17 protein-coding genes are annotated in these 17,501 nt (G+C 72.7%); 6 read left to right on the forward strand and 11 right to left on the reverse strand.

Annotated features, from left to right (window positions below):
• The first annotated feature begins 326 nt into the window (after positions 1-326).
• From OG444_RS13475 to OG444_RS13495, 5 genes are all read left to right on the forward strand, one after another.
• Positions 327-1,403, forward strand: coding sequence for a M4 family metallopeptidase (locus OG444_RS13475; protein ID WP_327262404.1), 1,077 nt, complete (start codon positions 327-329; stop codon positions 1,401-1,403).
• 9 nt (positions 1,404-1,412) lie between these two features.
• Positions 1,413-1,682, forward strand: coding sequence for a protealysin inhibitor emfourin (locus OG444_RS13480; RefSeq protein ID WP_327262405.1), 270 nt, complete (start codon positions 1,413-1,415; stop codon positions 1,680-1,682).
• Between the two features lie 41 nt (positions 1,683-1,723).
• A complete protein-coding gene (locus OG444_RS13485) occupies positions 1,724-2,542 on the forward strand; it encodes a GNAT family N-acetyltransferase (RefSeq protein WP_327262406.1) in 819 nt (272 codons plus the stop codon).
• A gap of 143 nt (positions 2,543-2,685) precedes the next feature.
• A complete protein-coding gene (locus tag OG444_RS13490) occupies positions 2,686-3,165 on the forward strand; it encodes an SMI1/KNR4 family protein (RefSeq protein ID WP_405788827.1) in 480 nt (159 codons plus the stop codon).
• Between the two features lie 103 nt (positions 3,166-3,268).
• A complete protein-coding gene (locus tag OG444_RS13495; protein ID WP_327262407.1) occupies positions 3,269-3,934 on the forward strand; it encodes a class I SAM-dependent methyltransferase in 666 nt (221 codons plus the stop codon).
• 101 nt (positions 3,935-4,035) lie between these two features.
• Here OG444_RS13495 and era read toward each other — a convergent pair whose 3' ends face one another.
• The 3 genes from era to OG444_RS13510 form a co-directional block, all read right to left on the reverse strand.
• A complete protein-coding gene (gene era, locus OG444_RS13500; protein ID WP_327266774.1) occupies positions 4,036-4,986 on the reverse strand; it encodes a GTPase Era in 951 nt (316 codons plus the stop codon).
• Positions 4,987-5,951: 965 nt separating this feature from the next.
• Entirely contained in the window at positions 5,952-7,262 is a 1,311-nt protein-coding gene (locus OG444_RS13505; protein ID WP_327262408.1) for a beta-xylosidase, read from the reverse strand.
• Positions 7,263-7,379: 117 nt separating this feature from the next.
• The gene (locus tag OG444_RS13510) at positions 7,380-8,426 is read right to left on the reverse strand and encodes a GlxA family transcriptional regulator (protein ID WP_327262409.1); all 1,047 of its coding nucleotides are present in this window, start codon (positions 8,424-8,426) and stop codon (positions 7,380-7,382) included.
• A gap of 71 nt (positions 8,427-8,497) precedes the next feature.
• Between OG444_RS13510 and OG444_RS13515 the strand changes: the two genes are divergently transcribed.
• Positions 8,498-9,775, forward strand: coding sequence for an MFS transporter (locus OG444_RS13515; protein ID WP_327262410.1), 1,278 nt, complete (start codon positions 8,498-8,500; stop codon positions 9,773-9,775).
• 216 nt (positions 9,776-9,991) lie between these two features.
• Here the strand turns inward: OG444_RS13515 and OG444_RS13520 are convergent, their stop codons facing one another.
• The 8 genes from OG444_RS13520 to OG444_RS13555 form a co-directional block, all read right to left on the reverse strand.
• Positions 9,992-10,348 carry a cytidine deaminase gene (locus OG444_RS13520; RefSeq protein ID WP_327262411.1) on the reverse strand — a complete coding sequence of 119 codons (357 nt, stop codon included), beginning with the start codon at positions 10,346-10,348 and terminating at the stop codon, positions 9,992-9,994.
• 67 nt (positions 10,349-10,415) lie between these two features.
• Positions 10,416-10,778 (reverse strand): MmcQ/YjbR family DNA-binding protein, encoded by a 363-nt coding sequence (locus tag OG444_RS13525; RefSeq protein WP_327262412.1) that lies wholly within the window; start codon positions 10,776-10,778, stop codon positions 10,416-10,418.
• Positions 10,775-12,079, reverse strand: coding sequence for a hemolysin family protein (locus OG444_RS13530; protein WP_327262413.1), 1,305 nt, complete (start codon positions 12,077-12,079; stop codon positions 10,775-10,777). Before OG444_RS13530 ends, OG444_RS13525 begins: the two co-directional genes overlap by 4 nt.
• On the reverse strand, positions 12,076-12,573 hold the full coding sequence (ybeY, locus tag OG444_RS13535; RefSeq protein WP_327262414.1) for an rRNA maturation RNase YbeY: 498 nt from the start codon (positions 12,571-12,573) through the stop codon (positions 12,076-12,078). Before ybeY ends, OG444_RS13530 begins: the two co-directional genes overlap by 4 nt.
• Positions 12,574-12,586: 13 nt before the next feature.
• Positions 12,587-14,707: a PhoH family protein gene (locus OG444_RS13540; protein ID WP_327262415.1), complete on the reverse strand. Its 2,121-nt coding sequence runs from the start codon at positions 14,705-14,707 to the stop codon at positions 12,587-12,589.
• Between the two features lie 124 nt (positions 14,708-14,831).
• The gene (locus OG444_RS13545; protein ID WP_327262416.1) at positions 14,832-15,926 is read right to left on the reverse strand and encodes a carbohydrate kinase family protein; all 1,095 of its coding nucleotides are present in this window, start codon (positions 15,924-15,926) and stop codon (positions 14,832-14,834) included.
• Between the two features lie 181 nt (positions 15,927-16,107).
• The gene (locus OG444_RS13550; protein ID WP_327262417.1) at positions 16,108-17,013 is read right to left on the reverse strand and encodes a ribonuclease Z; all 906 of its coding nucleotides are present in this window, start codon (positions 17,011-17,013) and stop codon (positions 16,108-16,110) included.
• Between the two features lie 3 nt (positions 17,014-17,016).
• Entirely contained in the window at positions 17,017-17,376 is a 360-nt protein-coding gene (locus OG444_RS13555) for a histidine triad nucleotide-binding protein (RefSeq protein WP_327262418.1), read from the reverse strand.
• Between the last annotated feature and the right edge of the window lie 125 nt (positions 17,377-17,501).

Raw genomic sequence — 17,501 nt, forward strand, 5'->3', positions numbered from 1 at the left:
ACGGCCGACGGCGGTCGTAAAAACCGCAACACCAAACTCCGCGGGGAGGGGGTCGGCCTACGACTACAGACCCTCGCCGCGGCAGCTAAGGAGAAGCAGCCCGAAACGCATGATGGGCCGAGCCTAGCCGAGCCGCGCGGTAACGCGAGGACCTGTTTCAGTATGCAAGACTCGAGGGTCCGATTTGCCCCAAATGTGAGCCAAGCCTCTTTCCTTCGCACCGGGTGTGGTTGTTCCGTCAATCCGGCGTCACCGCTTTCAGACAAGTGAATGAATCATGGTCGCAGGTAGTGACAGAGTCATGACTCACTGCCACATTGCCGGGCATGGATGCCTCCCACACCCACCGCCGTCACCCCGTCTTCTGCACGGTCGTACCGCCGCACCTCCTCGACAGGGCCGCCCGCTCCGAGGACTCCCGCCGCGCCGACCTCGCCCAGCGCACCCTCGAACGCGACTCCCTGCTGCGCACCCGGCGCCGGGTCACCGCCGTCCGAGGGATCGTCCCCACCCTCGCCGCACCGGCCTCCGACACACCGGACCGGACCGTCCACGACGCCGAGCACCGCACCCGGCTGCCCGGGAAGAAGGTCCGCGGGGAGGGCGACCCGCTGAGCCAGGACGCCACCGTCAACCGCGCCTACGCGGGCCTCGGAGCCACGTACGAACTGTTCCTGAAGGGCTTCGGCCGGCGCTCGATCGACGACTCCGGGCTCCCGCTGGACGCGACCGTCCATTACGGCGAGGAGTACAACAACGCCTTCTGGGACGGCCGCCAGATGGTCTTCGGCGACGGGGACGGGGACCTCTTCCTCGACTTCACCGTGTCGGTGGACGTCATCGGGCACGAGCTGACCCACGGCGTCACCCAGTACACGGCGAACCTGGTCTACCGCGGCCAGTCGGGCGCCCTGAACGAGTCGATGTCGGACGTCTTCGGCTCGCTGATCAAGCAGTACTCGCTGGAGCAGACGGCGGAGCAGGCCGACTGGCTGATCGGGGCCGGACTCCTCGGCCCCAACGTCACCGGGGTCGCGCTGCGGTCGATGAAGGCGCCCGGCACCGCCTACGACGACGACGAGCTCGGCAAGGACCCGCAGCCGGCCACCATGGACGACTACGTCAACACCCACAGCGACAACGGCGGGGTCCACATCAACTCCGGCATCCCCAACCACGCCTTCTACATCGTGGCGACCGAGCTGGGCGGCAAGGCCTGGGAGCGGGCCGGGCAGATCTGGTACGACACCCTGACCGGCGGTGAGCTCACCCCGAGGGCCGACTTCGCCGACTTCGCCCGGCTCTCGACGGCTGCGGCCGTGACCCGGTACGGGGACGGCGGCCCTGAGCACCAGGCGCTCCAGAAGGCGTGGTCCGCGGTGGGTGTCCCGCTCGCGGGGTAGAGGGCTCCCATGCGCATTCAGGTGGTAAGGACGGGCGGCTTCGCGGGCATCGAGCGCCGGGCCGAGGTGGACACCACGGGCCGGCCGGACGCGAAGGAGTGGCAGGCCCTGGCCCAGCTCGCGCTGCGGCCCGGTCCGCCGGGAGACCCGACGGACCGGGTACGGGACGGCTTCTCGTACCGGATCACGGTGGACGGGCGGACGGTGACCTGCGCGGAGCCGAACCTGTCGGAGGCCCAGCGGGCACTCATCTCGCGCGTGCTGAAGGAGGGCGCCTGAAAGCAGGTGCCCCCGGGGCACCACTTTGTTTGGATGGCCGGATGACCAATCACATGATCGATTCGACGCTGTCCGAGCTGGAGCGCTACTTCGACACGGTGCCGCGGGTGGGCGGGGCCCGCGCCGAGGACTTCGGGGCGCTGACCCTGTTCGTCCAGGAGGGCACGGGCTGGCAGTACTACGCGCGGCCCGCGCTCGGCGGCCCCGAGGCCACCCGGGCCGACGTGGAACGGGTCTGGCAGCGCCAGCGGGAACTGAAGGTGCCCGAGGCCTTCGAGTGGGTGGCCGAAACCAGCCCCTCGCTCCGGGCTGCGGTGGAGGCGGCCGGTCTCCAGGTCCACGAGCACCCGCTGATGGTGCTGGACCCCTCGGCCGAGGTCCTGCCGCCGCACCCGGAGGTCCGCCTGCTCGACGCGGACGACCCGCTGCTGACGGCCGCGGTGACGGTCCCGGCCCTGGCCTTCGCCGCCCCGGGAACGGCCGTGGGCGAGGCCGGGCCCGCGGAACTGGCGGCCGCGATGACGGACCCGGCGGCCGAGGAGGGCCGGGCGCGGGTGTCCGGCAAGCTGACGGCGGGCACCACGGCCCTGGCTGCGGCCGTACGGGACGGCGTGGTGCTCTGCGCGGGCCAGTACAACCCGGTCGGGGACGTCGTGGAGGTCGTGGGCGTGGGCACCCTCCCCTCGGCCCGCCGCCAGGGACTGGCCCTCGGGGTCACCGCCGCCCTGGTCGCCCGGGCCCGCGAGCGCGGGGCCCGTACGGTCTTCCTCTCGGCCGGCGACGAGGCCGTCGCCCGCGTCTACTCCCGCATCGGCTTCCGCCGGGTGGCCACGGCCCTGATCGCCGAGCCGGGGGTGTGATGCGCCTGCTCCGACGGCTGCGGGCAGCCCGCAGAGCGCCGGCCCCGACGCCGGACCCGCCTCCGATCCCGGTCCGGGCGCAGGCCCGGGGGTGGCCCGCGCCGCCGCCTCCGCCGAACCACCCCCCGCTGACCGCGGCCGAGGTGACCGAGGCCGAGGAGGAGCTGGGTATCCGCTTCCCGCCCGCGTACCGCTCGTACCTGACCGAGGTCAGCTCGGGCGGCAGGCTGCACCGGCTGGCGAAGGGTCCGGCCGGCTGGTGGTGGGACGAGAACGACACCGTGCAGCGCGACCTGCTGCGCCTCCCCTTCCCGCACCCGGACTCGTACGCCGCGGACGGCGGCCCGTGGGGCGGGGCCGACGAGTACGAGGACCGTGAGACGGCCGGCGCCGTCGTCCTCCAGGACAACGGCTGCGGTTTCGCCACGCTGCTCGCGCTCACGGGACCGCTGGCCGGCACGGTGTGGTGGGACGGCCGCGCCACGTGCGAGCTGATCGTGCCGCTGTCCTTCGACCACCCCGGCGGCGCGCCTCCGCTGACCTTCCAGGAATGGCGGGACCTGGGCCTGACCGACCTCTCGCACCTGCTGGGGCCGGACTGGGGCGGGCCCGCGGATTTCTGACCCCGCCAGACTCCTCTTTTGCCGGGTCGGCAACAAAGTTTGCCGTACCTCGTCGGGCGGGCGGAGCATCGGCCGTACCGGCACCCGACTGGAAGAGGAATCCATGACCGAGCACGCGCACGCGCACGCCCACCACCACCCCGAGCCCGGGGCGCTGGCGGGCGAGGAGTTCTGGGACGGCCGCTACGGCGAGAGCGACCGGATCTGGAGCGGCGAGGCCAACGCCATGCTGGTGCACGAGGTGTCCGGCCTCGCCCCGGGCCGGGCCCTGGATCTGGGCTGCGGGGAGGGCGGCGACGCCGTCTGGCTGGCCCGCCGCGGGTGGACCGTCACCGGGACGGACATCTCCGGGGTCGCCCTCGGCCGGGCCGCCGAGCACACCGCGGACGCCGGGGTCGCGGAGCGCGTCTCCTTCGCGCAGCACGACCTGACGGAGTCCTTCCCGGAGGGGGAGTTCGACCTCGTCTCGGCCTGCTTCCTGCACAACTACGGGGACTTCCCCCGGGACGCCGTCCTGCGCAGGGCCGCCTCGGCCGTCGCCCCCGGCGGCACCCTGCTGGTGGTCGGCCACGCGGGCTGGGCGCCGTGGCAGGACGAACGCGAGGAGGCGCACTTCCCCACGCCCGAGGAGGTGCTCGCGCAGCTGCAGCCGGTCACGGCGGGCTGGGAGGTGCTGCGGGCCGAGGAGACCGAGCGGGTCCAGCAGCAGCCCGACGGGACGCCGGGGACCCGTACGGACAACGTGGTGCGGGTGCGCCGGCCCGCGTAGCCGGCTGACGGACGGCTCGGCGAAGGACCGGCGAACGGAACGACGGACGGACGCGGCCCCGTGTGGGGCCGCGTCCGTCCGTCGTGGTGTCGCCGGGTGCCTCAGAAGCCGAGCTTGCGCAGCTGCTTGGGGTCCCGCTGCCAGTCCTTGGCGACCTTCACGTGGAGGTCGAGGAAGACCGGGGTGCCGAGCAGCGCCTCGATGTGCTTGCGCGACTTCATCCCGACCTCCTTCAGGCGGGAGCCCTTCGGGCCGATGATGATGCCCTTCTGGCTCGGCCGCTCGATGTAGACGTTCGCGTGGATGTCGAGCAGCGGGCGGTCCGCCGGCCGGTTCTCGCGCGGGATCATCTCCTCGACGACCACGGCGATGGAGTGCGGGAGCTCGTCCCGTACGCCCTCCAGCGCGGCCTCGCGGATCAGCTCCGCGACCATGACCATCTCGGGCTCGTCGGTGAGGTCGCCCTCCGGGTAGAGCGGCGGGCTCTCCGGCAGCAGCGGCGCGATCAGGTCCGCCAGCAGCTGGACCTGGGTGTCGCCGACCGCCGAGACGGGGACGATCTCGGCCCACTCGAAACCGAGCTCCTCGGCGAGCCGGTGCACGGCGATGAGCTGCTCGCCCACCACCTTGGACTCGACCAGGTCGGTCTTGGTGATGATGGCGATCTTGGGGGTCTTCTTGATCCCCGCCAGCTCCTTGGCGATGAACTTGTCGCCGGGGCCGAGCTTCTGGTCGGCCGGCAGGCAGAAGCCGATGACGTCGACCTCGGCCCAGGTGGTCCGTACGACGTCGTTGAGGCGCTCGCCGAGCAGGGTGCGCGGCTTGTGCAGGCCGGGCGTGTCGACGAGGACGAGCTGGGCGTCGGGGCGGTGCACGATGCCGCGGACGGTGTGGCGGGTGGTCTGCGGCCGGTTGGAGGTGATCGCGACCTTGGTGCCCACGAGTGCGTTGGTGAGGGTCGACTTCCCCGCGTTGGGGCGGCCGACGAAGCAGGCGAACCCCGCACGGTGCGGGGCGGTGGACTCGGGGGAACGATCGCTCATACGGGCCATTCTCCCCGATGCGGCTCCCAGCGCCGACCAGATCACCACGGCGAGGGCCGGCACGGCCGTGAGCGAGGGGTACTCGGCGAGGTCCGCACGGCCCTGAGCTGTGGTTCCGTCCGCCCGGGCATGCACCGCGACCTCGGCCCATTCCGCTCTGGGCGCGCCCTCCCAACGGGCGCCGAGCCGTACTTCCTGACCCGGCAGCAGTTCTGCGGGCAGCCCGCCGAGCGGGCGGCCGAGGAGCGTGCGGCCGAGGGCGCCGGTCGCGGTGAGGGTGGCGCGGGGGCGGAGGGTGACATTGCCGGTGTTGTGGAGCGTGTACGAGATCTCCGCGTCCGGGCCGCGACGGCTCACGGTGACTCCCCGGACGGCGAGGGCCGGGGCGGTGGGGCCGGTCACCCGCAGGTACACCCGGGCGGCGACGGCCTGCTGCACGCCGATCCCGCCCCCGGCGGTGGCCGCGGCGGACCGCTCCTCCAGGGCCACCACGGCGCCGGGGTGGTCCCCGGGCTCCGCCCGGTCGGGGACGGTGAGGGTGAAGCCGACGGCGGCCGACCCCCGGGCCGGTACGGTGACCCGCTCCCGGTCGAGCTTCGCCCACGCGGCGGTGGCCAGCCTCGGCCCGTCGGGTCCGCGCACGGCGAAGCCGCCGTCGCGGGCGGTGTTGTAGGCGTCGGCGGCGTAGAGCCGGAAGGTGCGGGGCCGGTCGCTGGGGTTGGTCAGGGTGACTGCGTCGAAGACGCTCTGGCCGGGTGCGGCGGCGAGGTAGAAGCAGGGCCGCTGCCCGACGCCGTTCGCGACGGGCAGCACCGACCACCGGCCGTCGTCCGCGGCCGCTGCCGTTGCCGTCCCGGCGGGCCCGCCGAGTACGATCCCGCCGAGCAACAGGACCGCCGCTGCACGGAGCAGTCCCCGCCCCGCCCTTCTGCCGTTCCCCGGGAGGCGGCGCGGCGGCCGGGCCGGGCGGCTCGTCACGACAGGGTCAGGGTCAGGGTCGCCGTGTACGCGCCCGGCGGGGTGTACGGCGGCACCTGGAGGGTGACCGTGGCGTCGACGGTGAAGGTGCCGCCGACCAGCGGGCCGTCGGGGGCGGAGGCGAGGAGCGCACCGTCGGGGCCGACCACGCCCGCGCTGCCCGGCGTACAGGTACTCCGGCTGCCCGCGGCCGCCACGCACCTCGGGGTCCAGGACAGGGAGGCGCCGGGGATGCGGATCCCGCCGGGTCCGGTGAAGTCGGTGACCTTGCCGGTCAGGGACCAGCCGGCCGGGCCGCCGCGGGCGTCGGTGACGGTCACCGTCCCGATCCGGCCGGGGGCCGCGCCGCCGTCGCCGTAGGAGACGGCCCCCAGGGTGATGGCCTCCCCGGTCTGGGTCATGCCGAGGGCGCCCGGCTCGACCGTCGCCGTGACCTTCTGGGTGCCGGAGGAGGGCGGCGGGGTGACGTCGATGACGGTGTACGCGGCCGGGCCCGAGCCCCGGCCCGCCGACCAGGCGGCGCCCTCGTAGGCGATCACCGCGGTGGTGGCCCTGTCCGTGACCGGCAGCTCCACCAGGGCCGTGCCCAGCTCGTCGGCGGTGGCCCGCACCCGGTCGGCGGTCTCGGCGGCGCCAGCCCGCCCGGCCACCGTCACGGCCGCGCCCGGCGGGAAGCCGGCGGCGGTGACCTTGACCCTGCCGCCCGGTCTGCCCTGGGCGGCGCCGAGGAAGACGCTGCGCAGGTTGGCCGTGGGCAGCGCGGTCGCGGTCAGGCGGGCGGAGACGGGCGTGGGGGACACCGGGTCCGCGGTACAGGTGGTGGTGAGGTCCATCGGGTGACTGCTGTGCAGGGTGTAGCCGCCCGGGGCCAGGGTGGTCTCGCCGGGCGCGGTGACGGTGAAGGTGCCGGTCATGGTGACGGCGGGGAGGGCCGCGCCGGCCGGAACGGGATCGTTGCGCTTGGCCCCGACCACGGTGACCTCACCGCTCTGGGCGCCCGCCAGCACGATCCGGCCGGTCGGGGTCAGTACGTCGGCGGGGAGTTCGCCGTCGCCCCCGCCCGGGCCCAGGGGTGCCACGGCGGGGGTCCGGAGCACCTGGTAGGTGACGGTGACGGTGTCGCCGGCCTGCGGGGCCGGATTGTCGACGGTGATCCGGGCGGTGGTCGGTCCGTCCGCGGGCGGGAGCCCGGCCTCCTGGGGCGGCAGGCAGTGCGTCGGGAACTCCACCTGGCCCGGGGGCGTCTCGCCCTCGGCCGCGGCGGGCGCTCCGAGGGCTCCTCCGGTCGTGGCGGCCAGCACGGCCATGCCGACGGCTGCCGACCATCTCCGCTTCCGCGCCCCTGTTCGCACTGCCCGCCCCCTGGATTCCCTCGCGCCCGAGCCCCGCGCAGGGGGCCATTCACGAGCGGGGGGAGGGAGAAGTCAATGCACGGGTCCGGCATCAACTGATGGCCCATCAGGAGATGGCAGGGTGCCCGTCGGTCCCGTCGCGGCGGCCGCCCGGAAGGTGCGGCGGTAGGCCGTCGGGCTCACCCCCAGCGCCGCCTGCACGTGCTTGCGCAGCGACTGGGCCGTACCGAAGCCGCTGTCCCGCGCGACCTGCTCCATCGGCAGCTCCGTCTGCTCCAGCAGCTGCCGGGCCCGCTCCACCCGCCGGCCGGCGATCCACCGGCCCGGACTGACGCCCGACTCCTCCCGGAAGCGGCGCGTGAAGGTCCGTACCGACATGGCCTCCTGCCGGGCCAGATCGGACAGCCGGATCGGCTCGTGCAGCCGTTCCATGAGCCAGGCGCGGGCCGCCGTCGTGCTGGCGAGCTGCGGCTCCGGCATCGGGCGCGCGACGAACTGCGCCTGTCCGCCCTCCCGGTGGGGCGGCACGACGGTCCGCCGGGCGGTCTCGTTCGCGACAGCCGCGCCGTGGTCGCGGCGCACGATGTGCAGGCACAGGTCGATGCCGGCCGCGACCCCGGCCGAGGTCAGCACGTCCCCGTCGTCGGTGTAGAGCACGTCCGGGTCGACGAGCACGGCCGGGAAGAGCTGCTGGAAGTGCTCGGCGGAGGCCCAGTGGGTGGTGGCGGGGCGCCCGTCCAGGTACCCCGCGGCGGCCAGCACGTAGCCGCCCGTGCAGATGGACACGAGCCGGGTGCCGGGCCGGATGTGCGCGAGGGCGGCGGCCAGCTCGTCGCTCAGCCTGCCCTCCTCGTGCACCGGGCCCAGCTCGTACGAGGCGGGCACCACCACCGTGTCGGCGGTGGCCAGCAGTTCGGGGCCGTGCTCGACCTGGATCGCGAAGTCGGCGTCCGTGTGCACGGGCCCGGGGGCGAGGCCGCAGGTGAGGATCTCGTACAGCGGCCGCCCGGCCGGATCCTCGGCCCGCCCGAAGATCCGGTGCGGGATGCCGAGCTCGAAGGGCAGCAGCCCGGTGAGCGCGAGGACGACCACGCGGTGGATCTGCGGTTTCGACTCCATGGCCCGATCGTAGCGAAGCATGACAGTCAGGCCACTTTCGAAGGAGATGCCCCGGGCCGGAAGCTGGCCGCGTGACACAGACAGCCCCTGCCTCCACGGCCACCCCGCACGCTCCCCGCCGGGCCGGGCGCGTGCACCGCGCCTGGTTCGTCGCCGCCGTCGCCTTCGTGACGATCATCGGCGCGGCCGGCTTCGCCTCCCTGCCCGGACTGCTCGTCGAGCCGCTGCACGCGGAATTCGACTGGTCGCGCGGCACCATCGGCCTCGCCGTCTCCGTCAACCTCGCGCTGTACGGGCTCACCGCGCCCTTCGCCGCGGCGCTGATGGACCGCTTCGGCATCCGCCGGGTCGTGGCGCTGGCCCTGACCGTCATCGCCGGCGGGGCGCTGGCCACGGTGTGGATGACCGCGCCCTGGCAGCTGGTGCTGTACTGGGGCGTACTGGTGGGCCTGGGCAGCGGCTCGATGGCCCTGGCCTTCGCGGCGACGGTGACCAACCGCTGGTTCACCGCCCGGCGCGGCCTCGTCACGGGCATCCTGACCGCGGCCGGGGCCTCCGGCCAGCTGGTCTTCCTGCCGTTGCTGGCCTGGCTGGTGGACCACCACGGCTGGCGCCCGGCGACGGTGACGGTCGCACTGGCGGCGCTGGCCGTCGTCCCCTTCGTGTGGCTGCTGCTGCGCGACCACCCGGCGGACGTGGGGCTGGCGCCGTACGGCGGCACGTACGCCCCCAAGCCCGCTCCCGTACCGGGCGCGGCGCGGCGGGCGCTGAAGGTGCTCCTCGACGCGGCCCGGACCGGCCCCTTCTGGCTGCTGGCGGGCACCTTCGCGATATGCGGGGCCTCCACCAACGGGCTGGTGCGGACCCACTTCGTGCCGTCGGCGCACGACCACGGCATGCCGGTGACGGCGGCCGCGGGGCTGCTGGCGGTGATCGGCGTCTTCGACGTCGTCGGCACGGTGGCCTCGGGCTGGTTCACGGACCGCTTCGACTCCCGGCGGCTGCTGGCCGTCTACTACGCCCTGCGCGGGATCTCGCTGCTCTTCCTGCCGATCCTGCTGGCGCCGTCCGTGCGGCCGCCGCTGGTCTTCTTCATCGTCTTCTACGGCCTGGACTGGGTCGCGACCGTCCCGCCGACGATCGCCCTCTGCCGCGAGCACTACGGGGACGACGGCGCGATCGTCTTCGGCTGGGTCCTGGCCTCGCACCAGATCGGCGCGGCGGTGGTGGCCTTCCTGGGCGGCCTGGTCCGCGACCTCACCGGCTCGTACGACGCCGTCTGGTACGCCTCGGGAGCACTGTGCGCGATGGCCGCGCTGATGGCGATGGTGATCCGCCGCCGCCGCTAGCCTCCGGCGGCCCGCGCCTCCGACCCCGTGGCCCCGCCGCCGCCTTCAGCCCCGCCCGGACCCAACCAGCCCCGCCGGGTTTGAGGCGCGGGTCCGGGCGGAGCCCGGTGCCCGGCGGAGCCGGGTTTCCCGGGGCGCCGCCCCGGACCCCGCGCCTCAAACGCCGGCGAGGCTGGGTTTGGCCGCGCGGGGCTCGTCAGTCACCCCGCCGGGAGGCTAGTGGCCCGCCGGGGTGGTGGACTTCAGGGTGCCGTCCGGGGCCGCCAGGAGCACCGGGGTGTCCGGGCCACCGAGGTCGCGGACCGCCGCGCGGTCGGCATCGGCCGGGGCGTCGGCCGCGCTGACCACGGCGGCCGCCTCCAGCGACCTCGCTCCGCTCGCCACCGCCATCGCGACCGCGGTCTGCAGCGCGCTCAGCTTCAGGGAGTCGAGCTCCACCGTCCCGGCGACGTACGTACGGCCCGTCTCGTCCCGCACCGCCGCCCCCTCCGGCACCGCGTTGCGCGCCCGGGCGCTGCGCGCCAGCGTGATGATCTTGCTGTCCTCGGGGTCGATCCCGGTGCTGTCGGTCATGGTCGAAAGCATAGGGAGCGCCCGGGCGCCCCCGTGCGACCACCCCGCCGAAGCCCCGGAGGGACCGTCACGGCCGGTCGAGCCGCAGCCGCTCCGCCTTCGGCAGGCCCGCCACCACCAGGTCGTACGAGTCCTCCACCAGCTCCCGCACGACCCGGTCCGGCAGTCCGTCCGGCCCGCCCACGGTCACTGTGTTCCAGTGCCGCTTGTTCATGTGATAGCCCGGCACGATCGCCCCGTGCTCCTCCCGCAGCCGCACCGCCAGCTCCGGATCGCACTTGAGATTGACCTTGAGCGGCTGCGCGTCCAGCGCCGACAGCGCGAAGACCTTGCCCAGCACCTTGAACACCGAGGTCTCCGGCGTGAAGGGGAACTCCTCCACCGCCGCGTTGAAGTCCAGACAGAACGCGCGCAACTGCTCCGGGGTCATTCCCCCTCCTCCCCCGCGGCCTGCTCCGCGGCCACCGGCTCCACCAGTACCGTCACGATCTTGTTGCGCCGGCCCGCCGGGGACTCGGCCGTCAGCCGCAGCGGACGCCCGTCCGGCAGCTCCACCACCGCCGAGGCGCCCGCGATCGGCACCCGGCCCAGCGCCTTCGCCAGCAGTCCGCCGACCGTCTCCACGTCCTCGTCGTCGAAGGCCTCGACCTTGAACAGCTCGCCGAGGTCGGTGATGTCCAGCCGCGCGGTGACCCGGTAGCGGTCCTCGCCCAGGTCCTCGACCGGCGGGAGCTCGCGGTCGTACTCGTCGGTGATCTCCCCGACGATCTCTTCCAGGATGTCCTCGATGGTGACGATGCCCGCCGTGCCGCCGTACTCGTCGATGACGACGGCCACGTGGTTGCGCACCTGCTGCATCTCGCGGAGCAGATCGCCCGCGTTCTTGGTGTCCGGTACGAAGACCGCCGGCCGCATCGCCGTCGAAACCAGGTCGGTCTCCGCCTCCCGGCTGATGTGCGTCTTGCGCACGAGGTCCTTCAGGTAGACGATCCCGACTATGTCGTCCTCGTTCTCCCCGGTCACCGGGATGCGCGAGAAGCCGGACCGCAGTGCGAGCGTGGTCGCCTGACGGACCGTCTTGTACCGCTCGATGCACACCAGGTCGGTGCGCGGCACCATCACCTCGCGCACCAGCGTGTCGCCGAGTTCGAAGACCTGGTGCACCATGCGGCGCTCGTCGTCCTCGATCAGTGATTCCCGCTCGGCGAGGTCCACCATCGCGCGCAGCTCGGCCTCGGAGGCGAACGGCCCCTTGCGGAAGCCCTTCCCGGGCGTGAGCGCGTTGCCGATGAGGATCAGCAGCTGCGGGATCGGCCCCATGATCCGGGCCAGCGGTACGAGGACGTACGCGGCCGCCGTCGCCGTGTTCAGCGGGTGCTGGCGGCCGATCGTACGCGGGGACACGCCCACGGCGACGAAGGAGACGAGCACCATGACGGCGATGGCCACGAGCAGCGCGGTCCAGTTCTCGCCGAACTCGTCGAGGCAGACGTAGGTGACGAGCACCCCGGCGGCCATCTCGCAGGTGACCCGGACCAGCAGGGCCACATTGAGGTAGCGGGTGGGGTCGCCCGCGACCTGGGCGAGCTTCTCGCTCCCGCGCCGGCCCTCCCGTACGGCCTGCTCGGCCCGGAAGCTCGAAATGCGGGCGATGCCGGACTCGGCGCACGCGGCGAACCAGGCCACCACCACCAGCAGGACGGCCCCGGTGATCAGTTGCGGGGCGTTCACGAGACGGTCGGAGCCGGGGACGGACCGGTCATGCCGCGGTCACCGCGCCAGCCGTCGACGATGGCCGCCTGGAGGCCGAACATCTCGGCCTTCTCGTCCGGCTCCTCGTGGTCGTAGCCGAGCAGGTGCAGCACTCCGTGGACGGTCAGGAGCTGGAGCTCCTCGTCCATGGAGTGCTGCGTCGGGGCTTCCTCGCCCTGCCGCTTGGCGACCTCGGGGCAGAGCACGATGTCCCCGAGGAGCCCCTGCGGGGGCTCCTCGTCGTCCTTCGCCGGCGGACGGAGCTCGTCCATCGGGAAGGACATGACGTCGGTCGGGCCGGGCAGATCCATCCACTGGATGTGGAGCTGCTCCATGGCGTCCTCGTCGATGACGATGACGGAGAGCTCGGAGAGCGGGTGGATCCGCATCCGGGTGAGCGCGTAGCGGGCGATGTCGAGGATCGCCTGCTCGTCGACCTCGGTTCCGGACTCGTTGTTGACGTCGATCGACATGGTGCGCTGGGTTCTACTTCCGCTGGTAGCCGGATCCGGCCTGCTGGCCGTCGTCGTACTTCTCGTACGCATCGACGATACGGCCGACCAGCTTGTGGCGGACGACATCCTCGGACGTGAGCCGCGAGAAGTGGATGTCCGGGACCCCTTCCAGGATCTTCTGGACCTCCCGCAGACCGCTCCTGGCGCCACCCGGCAGGTCGATCTGCGTGACGTCACCGGTGACGACGATCTTCGAGTCGAAGCCGAGCCGGGTCAGGAACATCTTCATCTGCTCGGCGGTGGTGTTCTGCGCCTCGTCGAGGACGACGAACGCGTCATTGAGGGTGTTATGCGTCAGCAGGTAGTCCTGCGTCACGTACAGCGAGTCCTCGGCTGCCACCTGGATGCACACCGCCTCCTCGCGGCCCGCGGGCTCGATGGAGTCGATGAAGCGCATCGGGCGCCCACCGCCTCCGGCCGCGTGGTACGCGTCCCGCTTGCGGGCGAGGCGGAAGGGCTCGATGCCCTCGGGGAGGCGGATGTCGACGACGTGCGCGTCATAACGGTGTGCGGCGATGGCAGTGCCTCGCACCTGGCTGTCTGCCATGCGGCGTCGGGTGTAGGCAATTCCGCCGAGGGACTGCACCAGAGCGATCACATCGTCGCGCAGGACGATCGACGCCGTTGAGTACTGGATCCGGCAGGTGCGACCCTGCTGAGTGACCGGTCCGCCATCGGAGTCGAGCAGGCCTTGGAGTACCGCGAGGCGGACGTCTGCCGTGTTGAACAGGTAGTCGTCCGGGACGAACTTCGAGTGCGAACGGCTGCCGAGCAGATCCAGTTCACGCATCACCCGGGTGACGGGGTTTTCCAGGGTGACCACATCACCGGGCGACTTCACCCTGTTCAGGACGTAGTCAGGGCCGCCCCTGTGCCGTGCGGTGACCCCGGGAAGAGCCGCCTCCAGGGCCCGGACGAGCTCTTCGTCCTCCGTCGCGAACGATGGCGTGGTGGAGCCGGTGAGGCAGCCGTCACCGAGCAGCAGCCCCAGCGCGTACGGGTCCATCGGGACCTCGCGCTTGGGGTGTGCAACGGGAGCGGTGAGCATCGGCAGCTCGTAACGGCGGGCGTGTGCCGCGCGGAGGTTGCCGATCATCTCCTTGGTTTCAAGTACCCGCCACGGCTTGTCGCGGCGCTTGTCGTCGCGCGTCCTGACGGTCCACAGGTGCTCGCCGCAGCACAGCGTCCAGGAGCCGTCCTGGGCCGTAAGGCGGTAGATGTCCTTCTCGCCCTGCGGGTACACGCCGAGGACCGGGGTCGGCTCACCGTTCGACCCGACGACGAGGTCGCCCACCTGGAGATCACCGATGGGGCGCCAGCCGTCCGGCGTCAGCACGTTCGTGAAGACGGGCATCGCACGCCCCCTCATGTACGCCAGCGGGGCCACCTCGATCGTGCCCGCCGCCATCAGGCGCGGGATCGAGTCGGGGTCGATCATGTCGTGGAGCGCGTCGTAGAGCGGGCGCAGATACGGGTCGATCTTGTCGAAGAGGGTGCCCGGCAGGAAGCCGAGCCGCTCCCCCGCCTCGACGGCGGGCCTGGTCAGGATGATCCGGCTGACCTGCTTGGACTGGAGGGCCTGGACGGCCTTGGCCATGGCGAGGTAGGTCTTGCCGGTACCGGCGGGGCCGATGCCGAAGACGATGGTGTTCTTGTCGATCGCGTCGACGTACCGCTTCTGGTTGAGGGTCTTGGGGCGGATGGTGCGGCCGCGGCTGGAGAGGATGTTCTGGGTGAGCACCTCGGCGGGCGTCTCAGCGGGCCCGTCGCTCTTGCCGTTGCCGTTGCCGCTCGCCTTGAGCATCGCGATCGAGCGTTCCACTGCGTCCTCCGTCATCGGCTGCCCGGTGCGGAGCACCAGCATCATCTCGTCGAAAAGCCGCTGGATCAGGGCGACTTCCGCCGCTTCACCGATCGCGCTGACCTGATTGCCCCGAACATGGATGTCGGCCTTCGGGAAGGCCTTCTCGATCACGCGCAAGAGGACGTCGCCCGAACCGAGCACGGTCACCATCGGATGCGTGGCCGGAACGGTGAAGTGGGCTCGCGCCTGCCCCGGCGCCGGGATGTGGGCTGTGGGTGTCTGAGTCATGGGCCGGCACTGTGGCCTGCACATACCTCCCGCTGAGGGGCCGCGCCGATCGACGACCTCCGGATAACCAAGCCTACGTCTCCGCCTCGGCTTCCCCGAGGGGTTTTAGCGGCGGCCCGCGCGGCTACACGGAGTGCCGGAAGCCGATCGTCGGGACGGCCCTGCGCCGGGCCGCCGGGGCCCCGCCGGGCGGGATCAGGTCGTCCAGGAAGCCGTACCGGCCGCGCAGCTCCTGCGGGGCGCCCAGCCACCAGTGGGCCACCTCGGGCCAGCCCGGGGCCGACAGGGAGCCGCCGAACTCCTGGACCGACAGGGCCGCGGTCAGCCCGGCGAAGGCGAGCCGGTCCGCGAGCGGCCAGCCCGCCAGGGTGCCGGTCACGAAGCCCGCCACGAAGACGTCGCCCGCGCCCGTCGGGTCCAGCTCGTCCACCGTGATCCCGGGGATGTGCGCCGTCTCCCCGGTGCGCCCGTCCACCGCGTACGAGCCCTCCGCGCCCATCGTCACCACCGCGATCGGCACCTTCTCCGCCAGCGCCCGGGCCGCGGCTCTCGGGCAGTCGGTCCGGGTGTACCGCATCGCCTCGCCCGCGTTCGGCAGGAAGGCCTCGCAGTGCTCCAGGTCGGCCAGGGCACCCAGGTCCCACCGGCCGCTCTCGTCCCAGCCCACGTCCGCGAAGATCCGCGAGCCGCGCCGGGCGGCCTCGCCGATCCATTCCTCGCCGCGGCCGGGCCCGAGCGCGGCCACGGCCGCACGGGCCCGCGGCGGGCACTGCGGGAAGGGCCCGGGGCCGGCGGGCGGAGGGGCCTCGTGTCCGTGCGAGACCATCGTGCGCTCGCCCTCGTAGGCCATCGAGACGGTGACGGGGCTGTGCCAGCCTGGGATGGTGTGCGACATGGACAGGTCGATGCCCTCGCCCTGCTCCAGGGCGTCCCAGCAGTACTCGCCGTAGTGGTCGTCCCCGAAGGCGGCGGCCAGCGAGGTGCGCAGGCCGAGCCGGGCCAGGGCGGTGGCCATGTTGGCGACGCCGCCGGGGCTGGACCCCATGCCGCGCGCCCAGGACTCCGTACCGCGCACGGGGGCCGAGTCGAGGCCCGTGAAGATGATGTCGAGGAAGACCGTTCCGGTCAGGAAGACGTCGCAGCCCGGTTCCTGGGGGTCACGCAGCGGACCGAGCGGGTCCACTGCGGCTGCGCGGATTTCGAAGTCCCGACCGGTCACGGCGATCTCCCCGTTGTTTCTCGAAGGCCCGTTTCTGCATGACGTTTTCCCGTGGAAAGCTGCCAGCCCTGCCCCCACCGGGCGGGACCAAAACCCAGTGTGGCGCAGATCACCCTCGGATCGCCCTTCGTCACTCGGCCCACTCGGCGAACACGGCCCCGGGCGGGGTCCGTGCCCGCCGTCAGCCCCGCTTGGGCAGGGGGACCCGCATCAGGTCCGCGGCCACCGTGAGGTCTCCCTCGAAGCCGGCCGCACGCGCCTGGCGCTCGAACTCGGCGGGGTCGGTGTAGCGCTGCGAGAAGTGCGTCAGCACCAGGTGCCGCACGCCCGCGTCCCGCGCCACCCGCGCCGCCTGGCCGGCGGTGAGGTGCCCGTGATCGGTGGCCAGCCGTTCGTCCTCGTCGAGGAAGGTCGACTCGATCACCAGCATGTCGCAGCCCTCGGCGAGCGCGTACACGCCGGGGCAGAGCCGGGTGTCCATGACGAACGCGAACCGCTGCCCGGGCCGGGGTTCGCTGACCTCGTCCAGGGTGACGCCGTCGAGCTGCCCCTCGCGCTGGATCCGGCCGACGTCCGGCCCCTTGATCCCGTGCCTCGCGAGCAGCCCGGGCACCATGCGGCGCCCGTCGGGCTCGGTGATCCGGTAGCCGAAGGACTCCACCGGGTGCGAGAGCAGCCGGGCCTCCAGGACGTACGAGGACCCCTGTGCCAGCGTGCCGTCCGCGGCGACCGGTTCCTCGCGGAGCGGGACGGTCTCGCGGTAGGCCGTGGCGTAGCGCAGCCGGTCGAAGAACTTCTGCCCGGAGGCCGGGTAGTGCGCGGTGACGGGGTGCGGGACCTGGTCGAGGTTGATCCGCTGGATCACTCCGGCGAGGCCGAGGCTGTGGTCACCGTGGAAGTGGGTGATGCAGATCCGGTTGATGTCGTGCGCGGCCACCCCGGCGCGCAGCATCTGGCGCTGGGTCCCCTCGCCCGGATCGAAGAGGATGCCCTCCCCGTCCCAGCGCAGCAGGTAGCCGTTGTGGTTGCGGTGGCGGGTGGGCACCTGACTGGCGGTGCCCAGCACCACGAACTCTCGTACGGACACGTGCTATCCGGGGGGCCACTGGAGGCCGCGGCCACCGAGGACGTGCGCGTGGGCGTGGAAGACGGTCTGCCCGGCGCCGGAGCCGGTGTTGAAGACGACCCGGTAGCCGTGGTCGACGATCTTCTCGTCGGCGGCGACCTGTGCGGCCTCACGCAGTATGTCGGCGGCGACGGCCGGCTCGGCCGCGGCGAGGGAGGCCGCGTCGGCGTAGTGCACCTTGGGGATCACGAGCACGTGCGTGGGCGCCTGCGGGTTGATGTCCCGGAAGGCGACCGTGGTCTCGCTCTCCCGTACCACGGTCGCGGGGATCTGCCCCGCGACGATCTTGCAGAACAGGCAGTCGGCCTGCGGTTCCCCGGCCATTGCTGAGCCTCCCGTGACGGTGATCGGTCCGGGCATCGTATCCAGCCCGACACCTGCCACGGGCGGGCATTTCGGCCCGGCGGGCCGAAGTCCGGGGCCGGAGGGCCGCTAGGACCGGGGATCGG

It is taken from the genome of Streptomyces sp. NBC_01232 (assembly GCF_035989885.1).
Lineage (GTDB): Bacteria > Actinomycetota > Actinomycetes > Streptomycetales > Streptomycetaceae > Streptomyces.

What these genes read in the sequence shown, in the direction of transcription:
- OG444_RS13475 (WP_327262404.1), top strand. Translation starts at nt 327, where the DNA reads ATGGATGCCTCCCACACCCACCGCCGTCACCCCGTCTTCTGCACGGTC.
- OG444_RS13480 (WP_327262405.1), top strand. Translation starts at nt 1,413, where the DNA reads ATGCGCATTCAGGTGGTAAGGACGGGCGGCTTCGCGGGCATCGAGCGC.
- OG444_RS13485 (WP_327262406.1), top strand. Translation starts at nt 1,724, where the DNA reads ATGACCAATCACATGATCGATTCGACGCTGTCCGAGCTGGAGCGCTAC.
- OG444_RS13495 (WP_327262407.1), top strand. Translation starts at nt 3,269, where the DNA reads ATGACCGAGCACGCGCACGCGCACGCCCACCACCACCCCGAGCCCGGG.
- era (WP_327266774.1), bottom strand. Translation starts at nt 4,986, where the DNA reads ATGGCCCGTATGAGCGATCGTTCCCCCGAGTCCACCGCCCCGCACCGT.
- OG444_RS13505 (WP_327262408.1), bottom strand. Translation starts at nt 7,262, where the DNA reads ATGGCCGTGCTGGCCGCCACGACCGGAGGAGCCCTCGGAGCGCCCGCC.
- OG444_RS13510 (WP_327262409.1), bottom strand. Translation starts at nt 8,426, where the DNA reads ATGGAGTCGAAACCGCAGATCCACCGCGTGGTCGTCCTCGCGCTCACC.
- OG444_RS13520 (WP_327262411.1), bottom strand. Translation starts at nt 10,348, where the DNA reads ATGACCGACAGCACCGGGATCGACCCCGAGGACAGCAAGATCATCACG.
- OG444_RS13525 (WP_327262412.1), bottom strand. Translation starts at nt 10,778, where the DNA reads ATGACCCCGGAGCAGTTGCGCGCGTTCTGTCTGGACTTCAACGCGGCG.
- ybeY (WP_327262414.1), bottom strand. Translation starts at nt 12,573, where the DNA reads ATGTCGATCGACGTCAACAACGAGTCCGGAACCGAGGTCGACGAGCAG.
- OG444_RS13540 (WP_327262415.1), bottom strand. Translation starts at nt 14,707, where the DNA reads ATGACTCAGACACCCACAGCCCACATCCCGGCGCCGGGGCAGGCGCGA.
- OG444_RS13555 (WP_327262418.1), bottom strand. Translation starts at nt 17,376, where the DNA reads ATGGCCGGGGAACCGCAGGCCGACTGCCTGTTCTGCAAGATCGTCGCG.